The 20,802-nt window shown below is 66.4% G+C and carries 13 protein-coding genes; 5 read left to right on the plus strand and 8 right to left on the minus strand.

Annotation, left to right across the window (positions count from 1 at the left end; genetic code table 11):
* Positions 1–257: 257 nt before the first annotated feature.
* Together DN051_RS40120 and DN051_RS40125 are read right to left on the minus strand one after the other, a co-directional pair.
* Complete coding sequence (locus tag DN051_RS40120; RefSeq protein WP_112437583.1) at positions 258–881, minus strand: hypothetical protein; 624 nt, start codon at positions 879–881, stop codon at positions 258–260.
* Positions 878–1,531, minus strand: a complete 654-nt coding sequence (locus DN051_RS40125; protein WP_112441915.1) for an RNA polymerase sigma factor — start codon at positions 1,529–1,531, stop codon at positions 878–880. Before DN051_RS40125 ends, DN051_RS40120 begins: the two co-directional genes overlap by 4 nt.
* Positions 1,532–2,121: 590 nt before the next feature.
* On the opposite strand from DN051_RS40125, the gene DN051_RS40130 reads away from it, so the two are divergent.
* A complete protein-coding gene (locus tag DN051_RS40130) occupies positions 2,122–2,544 on the plus strand; it encodes a hypothetical protein (RefSeq protein WP_162624742.1) in 423 nt (140 codons plus the stop codon).
* A gap of 83 nt (positions 2,545–2,627) precedes the next feature.
* Here DN051_RS40130 and DN051_RS40135 read toward each other — a convergent pair whose 3' ends face one another.
* On the minus strand, positions 2,628–2,984 hold the full coding sequence (locus tag DN051_RS40135) for a MafI family immunity protein (protein ID WP_112437581.1): 357 nt from the start codon (positions 2,982–2,984) through the stop codon (positions 2,628–2,630).
* A gap of 294 nt (positions 2,985–3,278) precedes the next feature.
* On the opposite strand from DN051_RS40135, the gene DN051_RS45495 reads away from it, so the two are divergent.
* The gene (locus DN051_RS45495) at positions 3,279–3,698 is read left to right on the plus strand and encodes a hypothetical protein (RefSeq protein ID WP_162624741.1); all 420 of its coding nucleotides are present in this window, start codon (positions 3,279–3,281) and stop codon (positions 3,696–3,698) included.
* 427 nt (positions 3,699–4,125) lie between these two features.
* Here the strand turns inward: DN051_RS45495 and DN051_RS40145 are convergent, their stop codons facing one another.
* Positions 4,126–7,611 (minus strand): DNRLRE domain-containing protein, encoded by a 3,486-nt coding sequence (locus DN051_RS40145; protein ID WP_112437579.1) that lies wholly within the window; start codon positions 7,609–7,611, stop codon positions 4,126–4,128.
* Positions 7,612–8,104: 493 nt separating this feature from the next.
* Between DN051_RS40145 and DN051_RS40150 the strand changes: the two genes are divergently transcribed.
* The gene (locus DN051_RS40150; RefSeq protein ID WP_246040794.1) at positions 8,105–15,337 is read left to right on the plus strand and encodes a polymorphic toxin-type HINT domain-containing protein; all 7,233 of its coding nucleotides are present in this window, start codon (positions 8,105–8,107) and stop codon (positions 15,335–15,337) included.
* Positions 15,338–15,644: 307 nt separating this feature from the next.
* On the opposite strand, the gene DN051_RS40160 is transcribed toward DN051_RS40150, so the two are convergent.
* Positions 15,645–16,952 (minus strand): tyrosine-type recombinase/integrase, encoded by a 1,308-nt coding sequence (locus tag DN051_RS40160; protein WP_112437577.1) that lies wholly within the window; start codon positions 16,950–16,952, stop codon positions 15,645–15,647.
* A complete protein-coding gene (locus DN051_RS40165; protein ID WP_112437576.1) occupies positions 16,952–17,143 on the minus strand; it encodes a helix-turn-helix domain-containing protein in 192 nt (63 codons plus the stop codon). Before DN051_RS40165 ends, DN051_RS40160 begins: the two co-directional genes overlap by 1 nt.
* 56 nt (positions 17,144–17,199) lie before the next feature.
* On the opposite strand from DN051_RS40165, the gene DN051_RS45500 reads away from it, so the two are divergent.
* Together DN051_RS45500 and DN051_RS40175 are read left to right on the plus strand one after the other, a co-directional pair.
* The gene (locus DN051_RS45500; RefSeq protein WP_162624740.1) at positions 17,200–17,556 is read left to right on the plus strand and encodes a hypothetical protein; all 357 of its coding nucleotides are present in this window, start codon (positions 17,200–17,202) and stop codon (positions 17,554–17,556) included.
* A 48-nt stretch (positions 17,557–17,604) separates the two neighbouring features.
* Entirely contained in the window at positions 17,605–18,132 is a 528-nt protein-coding gene (locus DN051_RS40175) for a hypothetical protein (protein WP_112441911.1), read from the plus strand.
* On the opposite strand, the gene DN051_RS40180 is transcribed toward DN051_RS40175, so the two are convergent.
* Positions 18,080–18,874 (minus strand): IS5 family transposase, encoded by a 795-nt coding sequence (locus DN051_RS40180; RefSeq protein WP_112441909.1) that lies wholly within the window; start codon positions 18,872–18,874, stop codon positions 18,080–18,082. The genes DN051_RS40175 and DN051_RS40180 overlap by 53 nt on opposite strands.
* A 187-nt stretch (positions 18,875–19,061) precedes the next feature.
* Complete coding sequence (locus DN051_RS40185) at positions 19,062–20,534, minus strand: replication initiator (protein ID WP_246040795.1); 1,473 nt, start codon at positions 20,532–20,534, stop codon at positions 19,062–19,064.
* Positions 20,535–20,802 lie beyond the last annotated feature (268 nt).

Consider the following 20,802-nt stretch of genomic DNA (forward strand, 5'->3'; position numbering starts at 1 on the left):
CACGCCGGCGAACCGGAACCGCCCAATACTCGATGCACGCCTGTCACCTCGCTCAACGCGCAGAACCCACGGCGGTCACGCTGCCGTCAACTCTCACCTCAGCGCGGCTGCCGAGACGCGATATCTCGACGACGGCTGGTGGGGAAGTGAGCGGACCGCGAGGGCTCCTGCCGCACCGGAACGGCCCGCTGCACCCCGGATATCAACAACGAAGCGGGCCGCCGACTTCGTCGGCGGCCCGTCAAGAAGGATCGAGGCTAGCCTTCTGGGTTGGCGCGCTTGACCGGAACGCAGGGTTCGACCTGGCTCTTGGCGAAGTAGGTGATGACTGCGTACGGCTTGTTGCTGCCTGTGGTGTTCTCGAAGGCCAGCACGTGGCCGGGGAACAGTTTGATCTCGCGCTTGATCTCCCAGGTCCAAACAGCGACGGGTTTTCCGACGGGTTCGCCCTGTTCGTCGGTCATGTAGAGCTCTCGCGGTTTGCTGCGCTGGCACATGTAGCCGGGCGCGACTTCGGACACGGTCACACCGATACCGTTCGGGCGCAGTTGCCTTGCGAGTTCGCGCTGGGCCTCGATGTCGATGCTTTGGTCCTCGATGGTGAGGGTGACAGTGCCGTCGCTGTGGCGTTCCACCGCGTATGCCCTCGAGTCGGTCGGTGAGCCGGGCACGATCACTGTGGTGAGCCAGGCTGCCGCGCAGGCTGCCGCTGTGACGGCGATGCGGCGCGGGGCGGACAGACGCCGCCCGGAAGCCTTCAGCGTGCCTTCGCCCGTTGCCGTCTCAGTGGGCCCGGTCCGGCACACGCCGGCCTGGCGTACCTCGATCTCCCTGTGCAGTTCGTCCAGGAGCCGGTCCTCGAACGTCCTCTTCGTGCTCATGCTTCTCCCCTCGCGACGTACGGCAGCGATGTGTCCGCCGGCCCCGTGCCCGCTCCCGTGGAACGTGCCCGGACAGCTGCGTGATGCGTGCCCGTGGTCTTGGAGTCCGCCTCTTGCCGCAGTGTCTTGCGCGCACGGTGAAGTCGGACCCTGGCCGTGACCTGGCGGATGCCCAGCGCGGCCGCAGCCTCCGTGACCGTGAGCTGGTCCACCGCGATCAGCTCCATGACGGCCCGTTCACCCTCGGGGAGCCTTTCGAGCGCGGCCAGGACGTGCCGCCCGGGGCTGGCCGCATCGAGCTTGTCCTCGATGCGGGCGATGTCGTCGGCCTCCAGCAGTCGCCGCCCGCAGATGCGCAGATCGCGTTCCCTCTCCCGGGCTATGCGGCGGCGTTCCGACGAGACGACGTTGCGGGCGATGCCGTACAGCCAGGCGGTCTCGCTGCCGCGGCACGGCCGGTAGGAATGGGCCGAGTCAAGGACGGCGAGGAAGATCTCGGCCGTCAGGTCGGCCGCGGTATGCGGGTCGTCGACGCGCCGGGCCACGAAACGCATCATCGCGTCCACGTGGCGCCGGTAGAACTCCTCGAAGAGCTGCGGGTCACGTACCAACGCAGCGGGCTCACCCCGTAACCGTTCCGGGTCATCCACAAACAGCTCCTGCTCGTCCAAGGCTCCCGGTCCTCCGCTGCGGAGGTTCACCGGTGTGCTTCAACCGCACGTCACTTGTTCTTGGGCCAGGACGCGAAAAGCGTTACATCCGGGCCTGGCGCCAGAGGCGTTCAGGTCCAAGAGCCGCAACGCACGACGCTTACGACCCCCTGCCGGCGTGCCGCGTATCAATGCCCCCAGGCACGGCCGGCTGTGCCAGCGTGCAGCGTGGTCCACCAAGTCGGCCTGCTCACAGCCGTCCCGCCCGTGACGGTCCAGCGCCTGCTGGGTGGCCGCACCGCCGACGAACGGGCCCGCAGCCTCGACCCCGCCCTGTCGTCCCCAGCACCCTGCCGCCAGCCGTGACCGTTCGCCGCACGGCGATTCCCTACGGCGCCTTTGACCTGAGCTTCTTCGCGCGGCGGTCGGCGTCATCGAGTTTCCCGCCATGGGACGGTAGGCGCCTGAGCTTAGGGGCCATGATGAGTCGCCCCATGGCAGGTCTTGCCCAAAGCCGCTACGCCGACCTCGTACCGGCAGCTCCCGTCTTCTTCTGGACTTGGGCACCCGCTCCCTGTTTGATCGTGCGCATGACGAAGACGCGCGCGGTGGGGCTGGCGGCAAGTGTCGTGCTGGGGATCGCGGTGACGTGGGGAACGTCCGGGTGCGATGCGGGGGAGGCAAGCCCCAGCTCGCGAAGCACGGGCGCGGCGCAGGCCAAGAAGGTGGAAGACGTGTGGGCCCAGGTCCAGGCGACGCAGTACTCGGGTTGCGGTGAGGCAGATTGCACAGACCACCTGACTTGGGTGCTGACCACCTTGAGTGATCTACGGGCCGCGATGGAGAGCGATCCTGCCGGGGATGAGCACTTTTCCGGCGCCTACAAGATCATCGACGGTGCGCAGGACAGCGCTCAGAGGGCCGGCCCAGATGACCTGGACGCTGCTCGGACCGACATTCTGGGTGCTGTGACCCAGTTGCAGACGTGGATGCAACAACACCCCTCCTCGTAGAGGGGCATGGACAGCCATCGCCACCGTTCACGCTGGTCAGAAGCCTCCAGCGAGGCGGGCGCCCACGTGAGGGAATTGCCGCGTCACTGCCAGAAGAATGAATCGAGTGCCCTGTGCACCCGCTGCCCGGTCATGAGGACTCCACCGACCTTGTGCCTCATCCGTCGGCAGCTATCAGTCAGAGCATGCCTCACACGAATCCGTGTCTCCTCGGGAAAGTCCGACGCCAGCTCGAGCACCCTTGCACGGTCGGCTGGCGCAACGACCGCGGGTTCCTCCAGATCCCCGATCCAGTCGGCAAGCGTTTCGACAGCGAGCCCGTGCTCACCGGCCCTGAGGAAGTCAAGAACGTGCCCGCGCATGCGCTCCGAGTCGGGACCCGTTAGGGACTCAACCAGATCCTGTACACGTTTCTCCCACGCTGCGTAAGACTGCACCATCCACGCATCCTGGCACACTGACCGTTCGCGTACCGGGAGCGCGTGTCCGACGGAACAGTGCTCCCCACAGCGTCAACACCGACGGGGAGTTGAGTGCCACTCCGAGCTCCGCGATCCGGCCTGACGGCCCGCGCGTCGCGTAGATCCCGGACCAGACCGCGCGGACCGGCACTATGGCAGCCACCTTGTCGGACCGCATCATGACGTCGTAGAGCCCCCCGGACCGACCCGCGAGGCGTCAGATCAATGAGAATGTCGTCTCCCCGCCTAAACAGTTGGAGGGTGACTGTAGCCATGACACGCAGTGGCAACAGACCGCTCGCGTTGGCGGAACTCGCAGCAGCGCTGCGTTCGCTGGGCGTGGCCGACGCCACGCCCAGCGAACGGGAGGAGGGCGGCGCCTGGGTCGCGGAGTGGGACGGTGACATCCGCGGACACGACGTCTGGATCCTCATTATGGGGGCGCGCAACCATCCCGGAGGCGTGCGGGTCATGCTGGACGACTTCACCTTTGACGAGGTACACACCGAACACGTGGGCGAGCTGGTGAGGAGAGTGTTCACCGGTGACGCCCGGGTGACGGCGAAGCGTGCCTTCCTGGCCCAGCGCCTCGTCCTTCAGGTCCAGGCCGGCTCGACGGCCTACTCGGCAAGCACGGAGGGCGATTCGGCGGACGACCTGTCCGCTTGGGGCAGGCTCCTGGCCGCGCCGTAGACGCCGACGAAGCCACGGCCCGGTATTCGGCAACGCGCTGGATACCGGGCCGTCCGCGGCTCCTGGACGGCGACGTCCACCCGACGCAGGCGCTTCTGATGACCGATGCCGAAGCCGCCGAATGGATCATCACCACGGCTGCCGGGGGATCTGAGCCGGCGTCCGGACACGCCGGGCACTGCGTCCGCGCCCGCCCTGGCCAGCGGTACGTCTCCGGTCTGTCGGCTTCCCACGCCGGCCGGTAAGGCCGGGCGTGACGGGACGCGTCGTGACCCGGCTTTGTGGCGCTCGTGCCGCCGCGTGCGGCGGCCTCCTCGCGGCTGAGGCAGTGGCGTGGCTCGCTCACTTCTCACCGGGTGCAGGAGCTCGAAGCAGTAGTTGCAAAAAGGGAGAGGTCCGCCGTGTGGCGGACCTCTCAAGGGCGTTCTCAGCCGATCGCGATGCGAGTGGGCCAGTGTGGATTGGCGCCTATGACCTGGATTCCTGAACCGGAGAGGGCGGTCTTGCTGCCTGCGTGGTACTTGACGGTGCCGTCGGCTTGGATGGCCCAGATGTCGGGGATGGTGTCCGCGTTGACATCGGGAGTGCCCATGAGCATGGGCACGCTGGTCTTGGACCAGCCGGAGGCGGCGTACTCGGTGTCGGCTCCGCCGGCGGAGTTGCCGGAGAGGGCGAGCGAGGTGAGGTCGACGCCGCCGCCGGATGCAGGGATTCCCTTGCGCAGGAGCAGTCTTCCGGAGGCGTCGGTACGGAAGAGCAGGTCGGCGATGCCGTCGCCGGAGACATCCTGGACGGTGACGATGTCGCGTTCATTCCATGTGGAGGAGGTGGTCAGAAGTACTGCCTGTTCCACGGTGGCGCCGTGGTATCCGGTGAAGGCCCACAGTTCGTCGGATGTGTCGGTGTGGACGGTGGCGAAGAAGTCGGTACGTCCGTCGCCGGTGATGTCGCCTGCGGCCGCGATCTGGGTGAGGTCGTCTGGATCGGGCGCGTTGTTGGGAAGGAGGATTTCCTGGCGTTTGTCGATGTTGACGGCGCCGTAGCCGTCTCCGGGATAGACCCAGAGCCTGCCGTCGAGGCGGACGACGAGGTCCTGGAGGCCGTCGCCTCCCGTGATGTCACCGTTGTGGGTGATCAGGGCGCCCTTGAAATGACCGGCAGGTGCCTGCACGTAGGGAGGCTCTTCGTCGCCGCCGTTGGGGTCCTTGTCAGGATTGGCGCGGTAGGCGCCTGGCATGGAGTAGTCGAGGTCGCCGGTGCCCTTGACGAGGTCCTTGTCGAACTGCGTGGGGTAGAGGTAGAGGTTTCCGTCCTTGGTCACAGCCATGAGGTCGGCGAGTTTGTCACCGGTGAAGTCCCCGGGCGCGTCAGCCTGGTCGCGTGGGGTGACGTAGAAGAAGTACTTCGTCGGTTCCGAGGGGTTTCCGGCACTGTCGACGGCCCGTACGTACAGTACGTTCGGTCCGGCGGCCGGTGGCTTGGCATCGGTGACAGTGGACTGATGCGAAGTGGGCAATCCGGCCTGTCTTGACGCGGAGCCGGTGTAGCTGGGTGAGTTGAACCCGTACTCGTAGCGTACGACGTCGGTGTTGAGGGCGCGGAAGGTGAAGGACCCTGGTGTGCCGAACTTCTTGGTGCTCCAGTTGGAGTCTTCGGCGCCGCTGCCAAAGCCGTTATTGCTGCCATCGGCGTTCGGGTAGTCGCTGGAGGACGCCACCGGTGGTCGCGGTGCGGCCGTGTCGAGAACGAACCGGCACGGTGCCTTCGTCGGGTAGAACCCCGAGGTGGACTTTGCGTCGTCCACCGCGCGGACGCGCCACGAGTACGTGGCACCGTTCTTGAGCCCGCCGGTGGGGAACCTGTCAGTGATGCCGAGAGCGGTACCGGTGTCGCCTCCAACGGACACCTTGCCCGTCGAGCCGAGCCGGTCACCCGTGGTGTCCCACTTGCCCAGCTCCCAGAGGTCGAAGTCGAAATAGTCGAGGTTCTTGTCCTTGTCCGTGGCCTTGGCGGTAAAAGTGAGGTCGCCCGAGCCCATGCGCACGTACGGCTTGGTGGTCGTGCACCTCCCGTCCGGACCAAGGTCCAGGGAATTGGAGACGATCGACGGCTTGCGGTTGTAGACCAGGACCATGGAGGGCGCGTCGTCACCGTTGGCCCGGAACTTCTTCCAGGCGTACTGGGAGTCTTCGTCACGGGCGCGCAGCCCGAAGGTGATGGTGTCCTCGCCGTCATCGGCGGCATTCTGGGCGCCGCTTCTCACGTCGAAGGTTTCGTGTGCGTCGGGGCAGCCGGACTTGTAGCCGTGAGCGAAGCTCTTGGTCGCCAGCTTGTTGCCGTCGTGGAGTTCGGGCGCGTTCTTCCAGTTGGTACGGGAGTTGATCGGTCCGGTGAGGTGAACGCTGACCGAGCGGGCGCTGCAGGACCACGAGTAGGTCTCCAGCACCCGCAGTCTGGCGCTGGTGATTTTTGTGCCCTTCAGGTCCTTGTCGAAGGAGATGTTGAAGAAGGAGCGCGAGGTGCCCCATGTGTCGGATTCAAATCCGACGCGGGCCTCGTGGGTGCCGCCCTTGTTGAAGCCCGCGCCGTTGTAGAAGGTGGCGTTGGGATGGCGGTCGTACGCAGTGGTCCAGTTCTGGGTGTGCTTCTTGACCGACGGGTCGATGAAGACCGGATAGGTGGTCTCCGGATCATTCAGGAGGTCCTGGTCAGGAGTAAGAGCCCAGGCCCCGTCGGACAGGTCGACCTCCACCAGCGCGCCGCGGGAATCCGGTGACGGGCCGTCGAGCAGTGGCAGGCTCAGTGTCGATGCCAAACCAGTCTGGGAAGGTGCCGGCGTCGGCTCTGCCGGCGCGGACGGCAGAGGAGACTCCGAGACCGTGGGGGGTGGCCCGTCGGTCGCCGAGGGCAGGTCCTCCACGTCGGTGTCACTTTGCTCGTCGGACTCCACGGGTTCGTCGTCTGTGGGGCTCGGGCTCGGGTTGTCGGTCGGCGAGGGGCTGCCGGGGTCGCTGGCGTTGGGGGATTCCGGAGCCGTCGGCTGGGCCGTTGCCCCTACGTTGCCGTCGGTCACGGCCGGCTTGCCGCTGCTGTCCCACATCAGTGGCGTGGAGGACACGGCTACTTCGGTGCCGTAAGCATCTTCGGCGCTGATGATGCCGGAGCGCGGGCTCAGGCGGAAGGTCAGGGTTGCGGAGTGCAGGCCGTACAGGAGCTGCCGGGCATGCGGATCGGCGGCAGCAGCACGGTTCTTCAGCACGACCAGTTGACCGAATCCGTCATCGTCGGCGGTCAGCACCAGGTCACCACCCGGGAAGATCTCCGGGTACAGCACCCGGTTCCCGTCGATGATCGGTGCGGGGACGGGGCCGGGCCACGTCAGCTGTATCGCATCTGTGCCATTGTCCACATACAACGTGACCAGCGGGGTTCCGGTGTCCTCCACGGACGCCTGCTTCACCAGAGAGACTCGCTGCACGGACGCACGGGAGGCACGCTGCTCGGCGTGCTCGTCAGAACCGGCCGAGAAAACCATCCGGGTGTTGGTGGCTCGCGGCTCCCACCCGTTCTTGGTCCGGCGCAGACTCGTGTCGATCGGCTTCCACTCCCCGCCCACCTTGGCGCGGATCGGCGAAGAGTGCAGTTGCTTCGCCATCAGCCCGTCGGGACGGGCCCATGTGGTGGAGTGAGAGGTCCGCGCTGCGGTCACCTCGACGTTCTTGCCGCTTCGTGCAGCTTCCCGCACAGCTGTGGCTTCGCTCACGGATTTTGCGGGCCGGTCATGACCGCCGCCAGGCGTGGCGTCGCCGTCCAGTTCCAGTCCGGCGTAGACGATGCCGGTTGCAGCGACCACAGTCGCGAGAACCGCCACACCGACCCCACGTCCCAGTGCGCGGCGCGATATGCGCGTCATCGGGCGAGATCCCCTTCTGCCTTGTGTCCCCTCGGAGCCCACACGTGCACGTGGTGCGGTCGGGCCAGCCGATGATGACCTATGGGGAACGCGTCGTCACCCTGTGGCGAAGTTGTGAGTGTGGTGAAGGAGTAGTCGCGCGGTTCCCGGCTGATGGCAACAGACATCCCGTGTGGCCGGGTAAATCAGAGGCAGAGCAGCGGGGGAATCCTAGAAAACCCGGTTTTTTTGTCACAAAAGGTCATACCCTTCGCCACGCAATGTGGCGAAATGCCCGGTTGTGGCCAAAAGGGTGATCTGCTGTGATGTGGAGCTTCGTCTCGCCTTTACCCTATTCCGGCTCTGCGGCTCCGTTACATCCCGTGGTGATCATCACATCGACCTGTCGACTCTGGCGTTTACTCGCGAAACGATCACAGAATCTCCGTGTCTGATACGTCATCGTGCGTGGTCCGTTACCGGTCCCGCTCCAAGTGGTCCGGGAGACCTCGCCGTGTTCGATCGACTGCCTTCTGCTCGCCATCGTCGTCTGGCACGCACCGTGGTGCCTGTCGTTGCGGCCGCGTTGTTTGTGGGATTGCTGCCCGCGCAATCGTTCGCGCTGCCTCCGGATCCGGCGAAGGCGGAAACTGGCCGGGAATCGCTGACGCTCGAGAAACTCGAGGATGAAGAGCCCGTGCCCGGCACGGTGGCCAAGCGGAACTTGGCGGCTCTCAGGGCCCGGGTTCCCGCGGAGATGCTCGCGGCGCCCACCAACACCGTGAATCCCCCGTCCAACCTGAATGGCTCGGTCCCGTTCGGCTCAAGCGCGGGCTCCGCTTCGGCTCAAAAGACAAACTCGGCAGCCCAGGCCGCCGGGCTGACCCCCGTTGGCTCCCTCCCTGTCAGTCTCGGCCAGGCGAGCGGCCATCCAGCTCCGACGGGCACCTGGCACGTCAGCATTCCCGACCGCGCCGAGGAGATCAGCCAAGGCGTGGATGGTGCCGTGCTGGTGGTGCAGGCACCCGATGCCGGCGCTGTCCCGGTCTCGGCCAGGCTGGACTACGCCAAGTTCGAACTGCTCTACGGCGCCGACTGGGCTTCCCGGCTGCGCTTCGTCCAGTTCCCCGACTGCTATCTGACGACGCCGAACGACGAGGCGTGCCAGACGTACGAAGAACTTGAGACACTCAACGACACGGCGTCCAAGTCCCTCACCGCCACGATCGACCCGGCGGCGGACACAGGAGCGACGCCAGCGTCGGCTGATGGGACTCCGGAGAAGAACTCTGGTGTGGTCCAAGCCGGCTACCGGAAGGACACCGCAACTTCCGCAGCGGCCGCTGCCAGTACGGCGGTCGTCGGCGCGATCGACTCCGGCAAGGGCGCCGGCGGCTCCTTCACGGCAACCCCACTGGCGGCTGACGGGAAGTGGCAGGCGGGAGGATCATCGGGTGCGTTCACCTGGTCCTATCCCCTGACCGTGCCGAGTCCGCCCGCAGGTCCTACGCCGTCGGTCTCCTTCGACTACAACTCGCAGACGGTGGATGGTCGTACGGCCGTTTCCTCACCCCAGAGCTCATGGATCGGGGAGGGCTGGTCCTACGATCCCGGCCACATCGAACGCCGCTACCGCACCTGCCAGGACGACCGTAAGACGCTCACCGCCGGCACTCCGAACAACACGGCCACGAAGGACAAGACGACTGACCTGTGCTGGGTCTCGTACAACGCCGTGATGTCCCTGCGTGGCAAGACCACTGAACTGGTGCGGGACGCCGCCTCCGGCAGTAACCCCGAACAGGACACCGAGGTATACCGTCCGCAGCAGGACGACGGCACCCGGGTCGAGCGCCGTGTCGGCGGCACCAACGGCGACAACAACGGCGAGTACTGGGTCGTCACCACCACCGACGGCACCCGCTACTACTACGGACTCAACCAGGTCGGCGGGGGCCACGCCGACACCGGTTCCGTCTCCACGGTCCCCGTCTTCGGCAACCACCCCAACGAGCCCTGCCACACGAACTCCTTCGCGGACTCGCGATGCGGCACGGGCAAGCAGCAGGCCTGGCGCTGGGGCCTGGACAAGGTCGTCGACGTCCACGGCAACACAATGATCGTCAACTGGAAGCAGGAGACGAACTACTACGCCGTCCGCAAGAAGTTCACGTCCCCGGAGCGCTACGACCGCTACGCCTACCCCGCCTCTATCGAATACGGCATGCGCCCCGACAGCCTGACCAAGCCGTCGGCCACCGTGGACTTCGGGGCCAAGCAGCGCTGCCTGAGATCCGACACCGCCTGCGATCCGGACAACTTCGCCAAGACCGACGACCCTGGCGCCTACCGCCCCTGGTGGGACACGCCCGGCAACCTCAACTGCAAGTCAACCTCCGACCTGTGCCCCGCCTTCCCCTCCTTCTGGACGCAGCTGCGCCTGGACACGGTGACGACGAAGGCCGCCCGTGCCGGGCAGACCGGTCTCGGCAAAGTCGACCAGTACACACTCCGGCAGTCGTTCCCTGAGGACTGGTACGACACCTCACCCGGCCTGTGGCTCAACTCCATCACCCGCACCGGCTACGCCCCCGGCGACAACACCGGCACCCTCCAGTCCAAAGACGGCATCAGCTTCACCCAGTACACCGTCGGCACCCAGGCACCCAAGGAGATGCAAGCCCGCCTCCTGGACCGTCAGCTGCCCAACCTGGTGACGAACGGCAAGGCGGATCAGCGTCCCGGCTACACCCGCCCGCGCATCGGGACCATCTCCACCTCGAACGGCGCCGACATCGAGATCGAGTACACGGGCGGCTGTGCGAGCGAACCTGCCGAGGACAAGGGCGAAGACAACGGCACCTGCTATCCCGTGCGCTGGTCGCCGGACGGAGACGAGAAGACGCCGGCCAAAGCGTGGTTCAACAAATACGTCGTCGACTCGGTGACCGAGACGGACAAGGTCACCTCGCACGGCAGACCCGTCACCACGCAGTACGCCTACACCGGTCCCGCCTGGGCCAAGAGCGACGACGAGTTCACCCGCACGGCACTGCACACCTACAGCGACTGGCGCGGCTACCGCCAGGTAGCCGCCACCAAGGGCAGCAAGTCCAGCTCGACGACGGCGGGCATCACGCAGTCCCAGTCCTACTCGGAGACCCGTTACTTCCAGGGCGTGGGCGGAGCGGTCAAGGACTCCACACAGGCCTACACCCTGCTCGCCGACGATGCTCCGCAGTACGCGGGCATGACAGCAGAAAGCATCACCTACAAGGACTCGAGCAAGGACCCGGACGGAATCAGGCCGATTGCCAAGCGCACGCTGAACTTTCCCTGGTCGAAGCAGACCGCGTCCCGTCCTCGGGAGGCGGAGAACGGCACCGAACTGGAGCCGCTGCTGGCCCACCGCACCGGCATCAAGCGCACGGATGAGATCCAGAAAGCCGATTCGAGCTGGCGCGCTGTCAGGACACTGACCGAGGTCGACGACACCTATGGCCTGCCGACCCAGGTCGAGACGGCCGTGGTCAAGCCGAACGGCACCGGCGAGACGCTGTCCGAGCAGACATGCACGGTCACGTCGTATGTACACAACACGACCACGTGGCTGATCGGCTTGCCGAAGAAGCAGCGGAGTACGGGAACGACCTGCGCTGCCCACGACACCGCGGACCCCAAGACCCGGCTCATCAAGGACGTGCAGCTCAGCTACGACGGCCTGGGCCACGGACAGACGCCGACCAAGGGCCTTGTCACATCGTCCGCCGAGGCCAACGGAGACGGAATATCCAACTCCGTTGTCACCACGAGCACATACGACCCCCTCGGCCGTATCCGGAAGATCACCAAGCCGGGTGCCGGTGTGACCGAGACCCAGTACACCCCCGCCGACGAGGGCGGCCCGGTCACCTCCATGAAGGTGATCAACGCCAAGGGGCACACGGTCACCACGACCTTGGACCCGGGCCGCAGCCTCGCGCTGACGGTCACCGACGCCAACGGCCGGGTGAGCCGCAACGAGTACGACGCTCTCGGCCGTCTGATCAAGGGCTGGTCGCCGTCCCGCTCCTCCGGTAACCAGTCACCGAACGTCGAGATCGCCTACCAGACGGCAGCCGCCACTCCGAGCAAGGCCCTGCCCCCTGCCGTCACGACCCGGACACTCAAGGACGACGGCACCTACAGCACGCAGGTGACGATCTACGACGGCCTGCTGCGCCCAGTGCAGACACAGTCCGAGGCCCACGGTCCCGGCCGGATCATCACCGGCACGACGTACAACGACCACGGTCTGGTCCACGAGCAGACAGCCGGCTACCTCGCCAAGGGGGAACCCGTCACCGAACTGTTTGCACCCAAGTCACTGTCACTGATACCAAGCTGGCTTCACCACCGCTACGACGGCCTGGAGCGGCCCGTCCGTGTGGCGACCTACCACAGCGGCACCTATGTGCACGCCGCCCACACGACGTACTACGACACCAGCACATACGTCAATCCGGCCGGCTCAACCGCCCCGCGGACCCGCACCTACACCGACACTCTCGGCAGAGTCACCTCGATCCGCCACTACTCCGACGACACCAGCAACAACGGGCGCGTGACAGCCTACGAGTACGACGCCCGTGGCCACCGCACCGGTGTCGTCGACCCGGCAGGCAACACCTGGACGTACGAGTACGACGCCCGGGGCCGCCTCACCTCCGCCACCGACCCCGACACCGGCACCACGGACACCGGGTACGACACGGCTGACCGCCCCAACCACATCAAGAACGCCCGCCAGCAGGAGACGTTCACCGAATACGACCTCCTCGGCCGCGTCACCAAGGTCAGGGAAGGTTCCGCAACCTCCACCCCGGTCAAGGAATACACCTACGACGACGCGCCCGGCGGCATCGGCCAGCCCTACACCTCCAAGCGGCACACCGACACCGGCGACTACACCAACCGCATCACCGGTTACGACACGGAATACCGCCCCACCGGCACCGAGACGGTCATCCCGGCCAACTCGATGACCACGGGCCTGGCCGGTACCTACGCCAACACCTACACCTACACCCCGACGGGCAAACTCCAGTCCGTCACGCTGCCGGCCGCAGGCGGCCTGGCAAAGGAGAAAGTCGTCAACCGCTACACCAGCGACGGGCTACCGGAGTCCACCTCCGGCCTGACCTGGTACACAGCCGACGCCACCCACTCCCCGTACGGCGAAGTACTGCGCACCGTCTCCGGACCCCAGCCCCACCGCGTGTGGACGACCAACTTCACCGACCCCCACACCGGCCGCCTGCAGCGCACCGTCACCGACCGCGAAACCTCAGGCCCCCACCGCATCACCGACAGCTACTACTCCTACGACGCATCCGGCCTGATCACTTCCAACAGCCGCAACCACGGCGACGCAGCCCAAGGCGTCTGGGACACCCAGTGCTTCACCTACGACGTCATGGGCGAACTCGCCCACGCCTGGACGTCCAACATGACGCCCACCGGCAACGCCACCGGCTGCAAAGCAGCCAACGGCACCACATGGGGCCACCGCACCAACTACCAGAACTCCTCCGGCCCCGTCGCGGACGCACCTGACGCACAGACGGACGCGGAGACGCCCGACACCTCCCTAGCAGCATCTCTGGCCGCTGCAGCTCCTGACGCGACCACGCTGTCCACCGGCACGACCGCCTACCGCCAGTCCTTCACCTTCGACTGGATCGGCAACCGGGCCACCATGACCGAACACGACACAGCCGACCCGTCGAAGAACACCAAATACACCTACGGATACGGCAAGACCGTCACCAACAACGGCACCACGGCCGCGGCCACGGCCCAGCCGCACACGATGACGTCGATCGCCTCCACGCCAGCCGGGAAGAACAGCACCTACCGGTACGACGCCACCGGCAACACCGAAATCCGGAACCTGCACGACACATCGCAGAGCCTGGTCTGGACACAGGAGAACAAGCTCGACTCCATCACGGACGACGGCACGAAGACCACATACGTCTACGACGCCGGCGGCAACCGCCTCCTCGAGAACTCTCCGTCCGGCTCCACCCTGTACCTGGGCGAAACCGAACTCACCACCAACGCCAGCGGCACCATCACCCGCGCCTCCCGCTCCTACACACAGCCAGGCGCCCCCACGGTCGTCCGCACAACAAACAACGGCGCCACAACAGGCCACAAACTCAACGTCCTCATAGCCGACCACCTCGGCACAGCCAACACAGCAGTCGAACTCTCCACCACTCAGCCCATGACCCGCCGTGAGTTCAAACCGTACGGCGAACTCCGCGGCACCAAACCGACTACCTGGCCGAACAAGCGCACCTACCTCGGCGTCGGCATCGACGACCAGGCCACGGGCCTGACCCACATCGGAGCGCGCGAATACGACCAGAACTCGGGCCGCTTCCTCTCCGCCGACCCCATCATCGACATCGCAAACCCCCTGCAGATGAACGGGTACGCCTACAGCAGCAACAGCCCCATCACCAACTCAGACCCCACAGGCCTGTGTTCAGATCTCGATTGCCCGACTCGCCCGAGTCCCGACTATCAGAACACCACCCCGGGGCACGAACCTGGCAAACCCACAAAGTCTGCTAACACGCTCTACGCGGAGAACGGTGAGAGCTACAGCAGTCCCGGTGGAACAGCTAACAGTGGAAGGCCTGGCAACCGAACGAAGTCAACGGTCTATAACACTACGCCGCCGACTTATCAGTACCAGTCAACGAACGGTGTATGCGTTTGGGCGACGGCAAGTAGTTGTTCTTCGGTAGCGTCGTCAGCCGACGAGGTGCCGATTCCTGACTTGCCGTGCCTTGAAGGTGACTCCTTGTGCGACACAAGAAACCATCTCTATAAATTCGGCGTAGAGACGGGCATGACTGGTGGTTCTCTGGGATTCTTTGCGGCGAGGCCGGGGATTCGTTGGTATAAGGGCGGTCGCGCAAGAGTTGGAGCGAATTGTAACAATTGCTTCTTGGCCGGAACGGGCGTACTCATGGCGGATGGTTCAAGCAAAGCCATCGAAGACGTCATAGTCGGCGACACCGTTCAAGCCGCGGATCCCGAAACCGGCGAAAGCGGACCCCGCAAAGTCACCCATCTGATTGTCACCAGGCACGACAAGCATTTCAACGATTTGTCGATTGCCACAGAAGATGGTATCGAAAAGCTCACGGCGACCCACGAGCACCCCTTCTGGTCTCCATCGCAAGACGCTTGGGTTGACGCAGCGAACCTCACGCCAGGGATGACGCTCCTAACCGATGATGGCACGACCGTTATCATCACGGACAACAAGGCCTTCACCAGGGCGGCGACTACCTACAACCTGACGGTTGACGACCTGCACACGTACTATGTGCTGGCGGGGGCTACGCCAGTACTCGTTCACAATTCCGGCGGCTGCAACGTTGCGGATGGCCCCCGACTTCAAGCTCGGCTCGCAGCGGAGGAGCTCGCTGGAGCGGACGGCCATGCTTTCCAGAAGCATGTTGTAGAGCAGGGGGAGTTCCCCGGAATTCGGACCCGCGCACAATTCGCCGACATGATTGAAGGTGTAATCCTGAACGGCGAGCGTCGCGTGCGATCCGATGGTGCGTCTGCTTATTGGCGGAACGGAGTAATTGTGATCCGCAACCCCAGGTCGAGGGACGGTGGTACTGTCTTCGCACCTCAAGAGGGGTATAGGTACTTCACCAGGAACTTCAGATCGGAGTGAGAGGGCGATTTTGATGCACGTAGAAGATCGCGGGGAGCAGATCGTGATCACGATGCCTAGAGCGGAATTCTTCCTGGTTCAAGCGCTGATGATGGAAGCGCTTGAGACCGGAGATGACCGCGACTTTCAGACGCGCGTAGGGGCGACCAAGGATGAGGTGAGGGCTCTCTTGGATGGCCTGCCGGATCTGCCACTCGGTGGTGGGAGTTAACTGCCGTGATGTGATCGCTCATGCAAATCTGAAGCCCCGCCAGGCGTGTCCTGGTGGGGCTTTTGCGTGGGGTGACGGCAGTAGTTGACGGCAACGTCAGCGGACGAAGGCGTTCCGGGGCGGCGGTTCGTCGCCATCGGAGCGTGCCGTCTCGGTGGTCTTCGGGCTGTCGAGCGCGGTGCTGAGGGTGTTGATGGCGTCTCGCTGGAGGCGGAGTCGGACGTGGGCGTAGACGGTGGCGGTGACGCCGATGTGGGCGTGGCCGAGAAGTTCCTTGATGACGACGAGTTCGACGCCCTGTTCCAGGAGCAGGGTCGCGGTCGAGTGCCGGAGGTCGTGGAAGCGGATGCGGCGGAGGCCGGCGCGGCGGAGGAGCGTGGTGAAGGTGCGGGTGAGGTTGGTCGGGTCGATCGGCCTGCCCTGGGGAGTGGTGAAGACGTGCCCGTTGTGCTGCCACGTGGTGCCTGCGGCCTCACGCTCGTGCTGCTGCTGTTCGTGGTGGTGCTTCAGCGACTGGATGCAGCGGGTGGGGAGGGCGATGCGGCGCTCGGAGGCCCGGGTCTTGGTGGGCAGTGTGGTGAGCCCGCCTGCGCTGGTGCGCTGAAGGGTGCGACGGATGGCGGCGGTGCCCGAGCCGAGGTCGAGGTCTTCCCAGCGAAGGCCGAGGAGTTCGCCCTTGCGCAGTCCGGTGTGGAGGGCGAGTTCGAACAGCGCGTGCAACCGGTGATCTTGCGTGGTGGTGAGGAGCTGGCGGGCTTCGTCGGCGGAGAGGGGTTCGAAGCGTCGGGGCCGGGGTGTGCCGGTGCGGACGTTGCGGGCGACGTTGCGCGGGATCTCTTCCTCGCGGACGGCGTGCTCCAAGGCGGACTTGAGTACGGAGTGGATGTACGTGAGCGTCAGTGGGGAGAGCCGCTTGGAGCAGCATGCTCCGGCGGCGCAGCAGCGGGGCTGGTCGCGGGCGGTGTCGAGGCCGCGGGTGCAGCACTGGCAGGTGGTGCGGAGCTGGTTGAGCCAGGTGCGGACGTCCTTGGCGGTGATCTTGGTGAGCCTCTTCTTGCCCAGGCCGGGGATCAGGTACTGGTCGACGCAGGCGGCGTATCGCGTGTGGGTGTTCTCGCGAAGGTGGTGGACGGCGACGTTCTCCAGCCAGTACGTCAGGTACGCGGCCACGCTGCCCTGAGCGGAAGAGACGGGGAGGCCGCGGTTGCTGGCTGCGATCTTCTCGGTGAGCTTGGCCAGGGCTTCCTTGCGGGTGGTGCCGTAGACGCGGACGCGCTTGCGGGTGTTGCCGGGGGCGAGGACGTATCCGGCGGCTTCCCAGCGGCTGTCCTTGCGTTGGTAGACGGTTCCGTCGCCGTTGGCGCGGGTGCGGCGACAGGCGGGGGTGTCGCGGGGTGTGGCCATCAGGCGGCGGCTTCCTGGTCGAGGCGGGTGTGGATGAAGTCGGTGAGGGCGTGGGTGGGGATGCGGCGGGCGCGGCCGAGGGTGAGGGAGGGGAGTTGCCGGGTGCGGATGAGGTCGTAGACGGCGGTGCGGCCGAGTTGGAGGCGTTCCATGACCTGGGGGACGGTGAGGAGTTCGGTGCCGGCGGTCACGCGAGGGCCCCCGTCCGGACAGTGCTGGTCAGCCGATCAGTGGAGTGACCGACCGGGTGACCGGACTGACCGTCGCGGTCACCGGAGCGCTTCGAGCGTCGGGTTCGGGTCGGTTGCTCGGGTTGGGTCTGCCGTTTTGCGGCCAGGAGGTCGGCGAGGTGTTCGAGTTCGGGCAGGAGGCCGGTTCCGGCGAACTGCCAGTGGGAGATGACCAGCGTCGTGTCCGAATCCACGCCTTGACCGTCGATATTGCGGCCACCGGGACGGCGACCGGCGGCCAGGTCAGTGGGGTGTCCGGCGTCGTTGCTGACCTGACTGCCGTCCGTCTGGCCGGTCTGCGTCTCAGAAGCCGTATCTCAACCGAACATGATCGCTTGATTTTCGCTGGTCAGGCATGGTCTAGCTCAGAATGAGGGAGGCATGCGGCGTCTTGTTTCGGCTCCGTGATCGAGGGGTGCGCGATGGCGTCGGTGCTGGGAATTCTGGAGGAGCGGGAGACAGCAGCCCGGGTGCGGGTGGAAGGGCTGCGGGAGGAAGTCGCGCGGCTGGCTGGGGTGTTGGAGGCCGCAGAGATCGACCTGGACCGGCGGGTGATCGCGCGGGAGGAACTGGTCGAGGCCCTGGCAGCTTCGGCTGCCGAGACCACCGCCGTGACCGAGACCGAGGCAGAGCAGGAAACCGCGCTCTCGCCGGTGCCGGGTTCGATCGTGCCGCCTTGGCGCGAAGGACTGCCGGTGAGGGTGCTGGCGCCGGACTACCAGCGGATTCTTGGTGTGCTGGAGGAGCGGCAGCCGGCGGACCAGGGGTCGCTGAAGGCCAGGGAGATCACGGCTTTGCTGGGCTTGGAGACAACGTCGGCGAAGGTCGAGGGGGTGCGCTCGAAGGCCCGGCGCCTGGCGGAGCGCGGGTGGCTCGTGCAGGAGACGTCGGGGGCGTTCAGCGTCGGCCGGCGGCCCGTGGCCGTGCCAGACGCCGGCTCATCCGCGTGACCATCGACCACCGGATCAGTGCCTCGCTGCTGGCCGGCAACGTCTCGTAGTCCCGGGCCAGCCGACGCGAATGCATCAACCACGCGAACGTGCGCTCTGCCACCCAGCGCCTGGGCAGCACCACGAAACCCTCCATGTCATCGGTGCGCTTGACGATCTCCAAGGTCAGCGCGAGTTTCTGACGGCACCAGTCGACGAGGGAGCCGGTGTAGCCGCCGTCGGCCCAGACGAGGGTGATGTCGCGGTGCAGACGGCGCAGCCGCCTCAGCAGGCCCGTGGCGGCGTCCCGGTCGCCGATGTTCGCGGCGGTGACCGCGACGACCAGGAGCAGGCCGAGCGTGTCGGTCACGATGTGCCGCTTTCGCCCGGGCACCTTCTTCCCGCCGTCGTAGCCGCGTGAGGAGGCCGGCACCGTCGCGGCGGCCCGCACCGACTGCGCGTCGATGATCCCCGCCGTGGGCTCGGCCTCACGGCCCTCGCGCTCACGGACCTTCCCGCGCAGCCGGTCGTGGAACTCGGTGATCAGCCCGTGCTCGCGCCAGCGGCGGAAGAAGGCGTAGACCCGGCCCCAGGCGGGGAAGTCCGCGGGCATCGCCCGCCACGAGATACCGCCCGCGACCAGGTAGCGGATCGCGTCCAGCAGTTGGCGGTGGCAGTAGGCTTCCGGCTGCCCGCCCCGGCCCTGGAGCCAGGCCGGCACCGGCAGCAACGGCCGGATGGCCGCCCACTCCGAGTCCGTCATGTCCGACGGATACCGGCGTTCCCGATCGGGATGATCGGCCGCGTTGCCGTACACGTGCGCGAGGCAATCACACGATAGAGCAGCCGAGTTGAACTGCACGGGCTCGGACGCGTACAACAACGACACCAGGGCCTCCCGGCATTGCTTGGTTAGATTCGCATCCCCGAGCTACCGAGAGGCCCTGTCTTCATGCGCGCACAACGGGAAGATCACCCCGGCGGGAAACCTGTTCGACCCGCACGTTCCATGATCGGTTGAGATACGGCTTCTCAGCCGACGCCGGGGTTGGGGTCTGGGTTTCGGGTCGGCCGGTTCGCCAGGCGGTGCGTTCGGCTCGGAGGTGGGCGAGGGTGGTGGAGTAGCGGCGGGTGCGGGTGGAGAAGTGGCCGCGGAAGCCGAGCATGTGGGCCCATTGACGCAGGCGGAGGTGGGCGTGCCGGCGGTTGGTGGCGAGGTGCCAGGCTGTGTGGATCATGCGGCGGGCGTGGTCAGTGATGTCGTACTTGTGCAGCTCGGCGAGGAGGCGGAGTCGGTGGTCGAGGGTGCCGGTGGTGGTCTCGGCGCCCTTGGTGGCGTACTTGGCGATGTAGCCGGCGACGTGCCGCTCGGTGACCGGGCCGCTACCGGTGAAGTCGGTGCCGCGGATCGCGCGGACGTCGATCTGTCGCCCGAACCGGAATACCAACCGTCCTGCCCGATCTGAGTTTTCGGGCTGGGACGCGGAGATGTCCCTGGCGGGCTGTGGTTGCTTCGGCGGTTCGCCCTCGTGATGGACGCGGGTGCGTGCGGCGGCAGCGCGGACGGCGTGGTCGAGGAGCTGGACGCTGGCCCAGGCGGGCGGGGTGCTGGTGGGGCCGGTGGGTCCGTCGAGGCGGATGACGGCGTGAAAGTGGACCTGGCCCCGTTTCTGGTACTCGGCCACCTTCGCGTACGAGAGCGTGGCGTGGTCCCGCAGGGTCCGTTGCGTGAGCCCGGCGGCCTTGGCGATCTCGCGGCGCAGGTGGGTAGTGAAGCGGGCCCACAGGGCCGGGGCGTGCGCGTTCCACAGCACCGCGCCCGCGTAGTCGTACCGCTCGGGATCGAGCGGCGTACCCAGGAGCGGGTCGTCGTCCGGGTGGGAGTGGCCGCAGTGGCAGCGGCCGGTGTCGGGCTGGTTGTGGACGGGCCCGAAGCCGGGTGCGGTGAGGGTGGCGAACACGCGCGGGTGGGCGGCAACGCTGGCGGGGACGGTCTTGCCGCCGCGCAGGCCTGCGGCGATGAGTTGGTAGGTGTCGTAGCGGTAGACGGTGGAGCAGGCCGGACAGCGGGTCGCGCGACGGTTGCCGCAGCGGACCAGCAGTTCGCCTGCCGGGAGCCGACTGGAGTCGAAGTGGTCGAGGATCTCACCGGTCGCGGTGTCCAGGCGGGTGCGGTGCCCGGTGAGGCGGATCGGGTGCGCGCATCCGCCGAGTCCGGCTATCTGCCGTGCGAGGGGTGGGAGTTGGCCGGTGGCGGCGAGCTTGGCCAGCTTGGCGGTGAGCCTGGCGCGACGCTCCAGCGCCCGCCCTGCAGCGGCAGAGGCGGTGACGTCTGCCGGGCAGGTCGGTGCCGTGAACGGCGACGTCGGACGCGAGGCGGCTGGAACGGTCGTGGAGTACGGAAGTTGGAGCTGTGCGGACATGCGAGAAGAGGCCTTTCGGCGAGTACGCGGAAGCGGTACGGCGCGGGGCACGTGGGCAGGCCGAAGTGATCGGCTCACAGGGGAACGGGGCGCCTCGGAGTTGGGCGCGGGGGCCGGACCAGGGGATGGTCGGCGGGGCGCGGTGGTGATCACCGACGGGTGCGTGACGTTAACATCGTCTGACAGGCGCATTCAAGTGCATCCCTCCTCATTCCTTTCTGCTGGCGGTGGGACGCGGGTAGTGTGGGGCCGGTTTCCCGGTTTGGAC

The sequence above is a fragment of the Streptomyces cadmiisoli genome, from assembly GCF_003261055.1.
Classification (GTDB): Bacteria; Actinomycetota; Actinomycetes; order Streptomycetales; family Streptomycetaceae; genus Streptomyces; species Streptomyces cadmiisoli.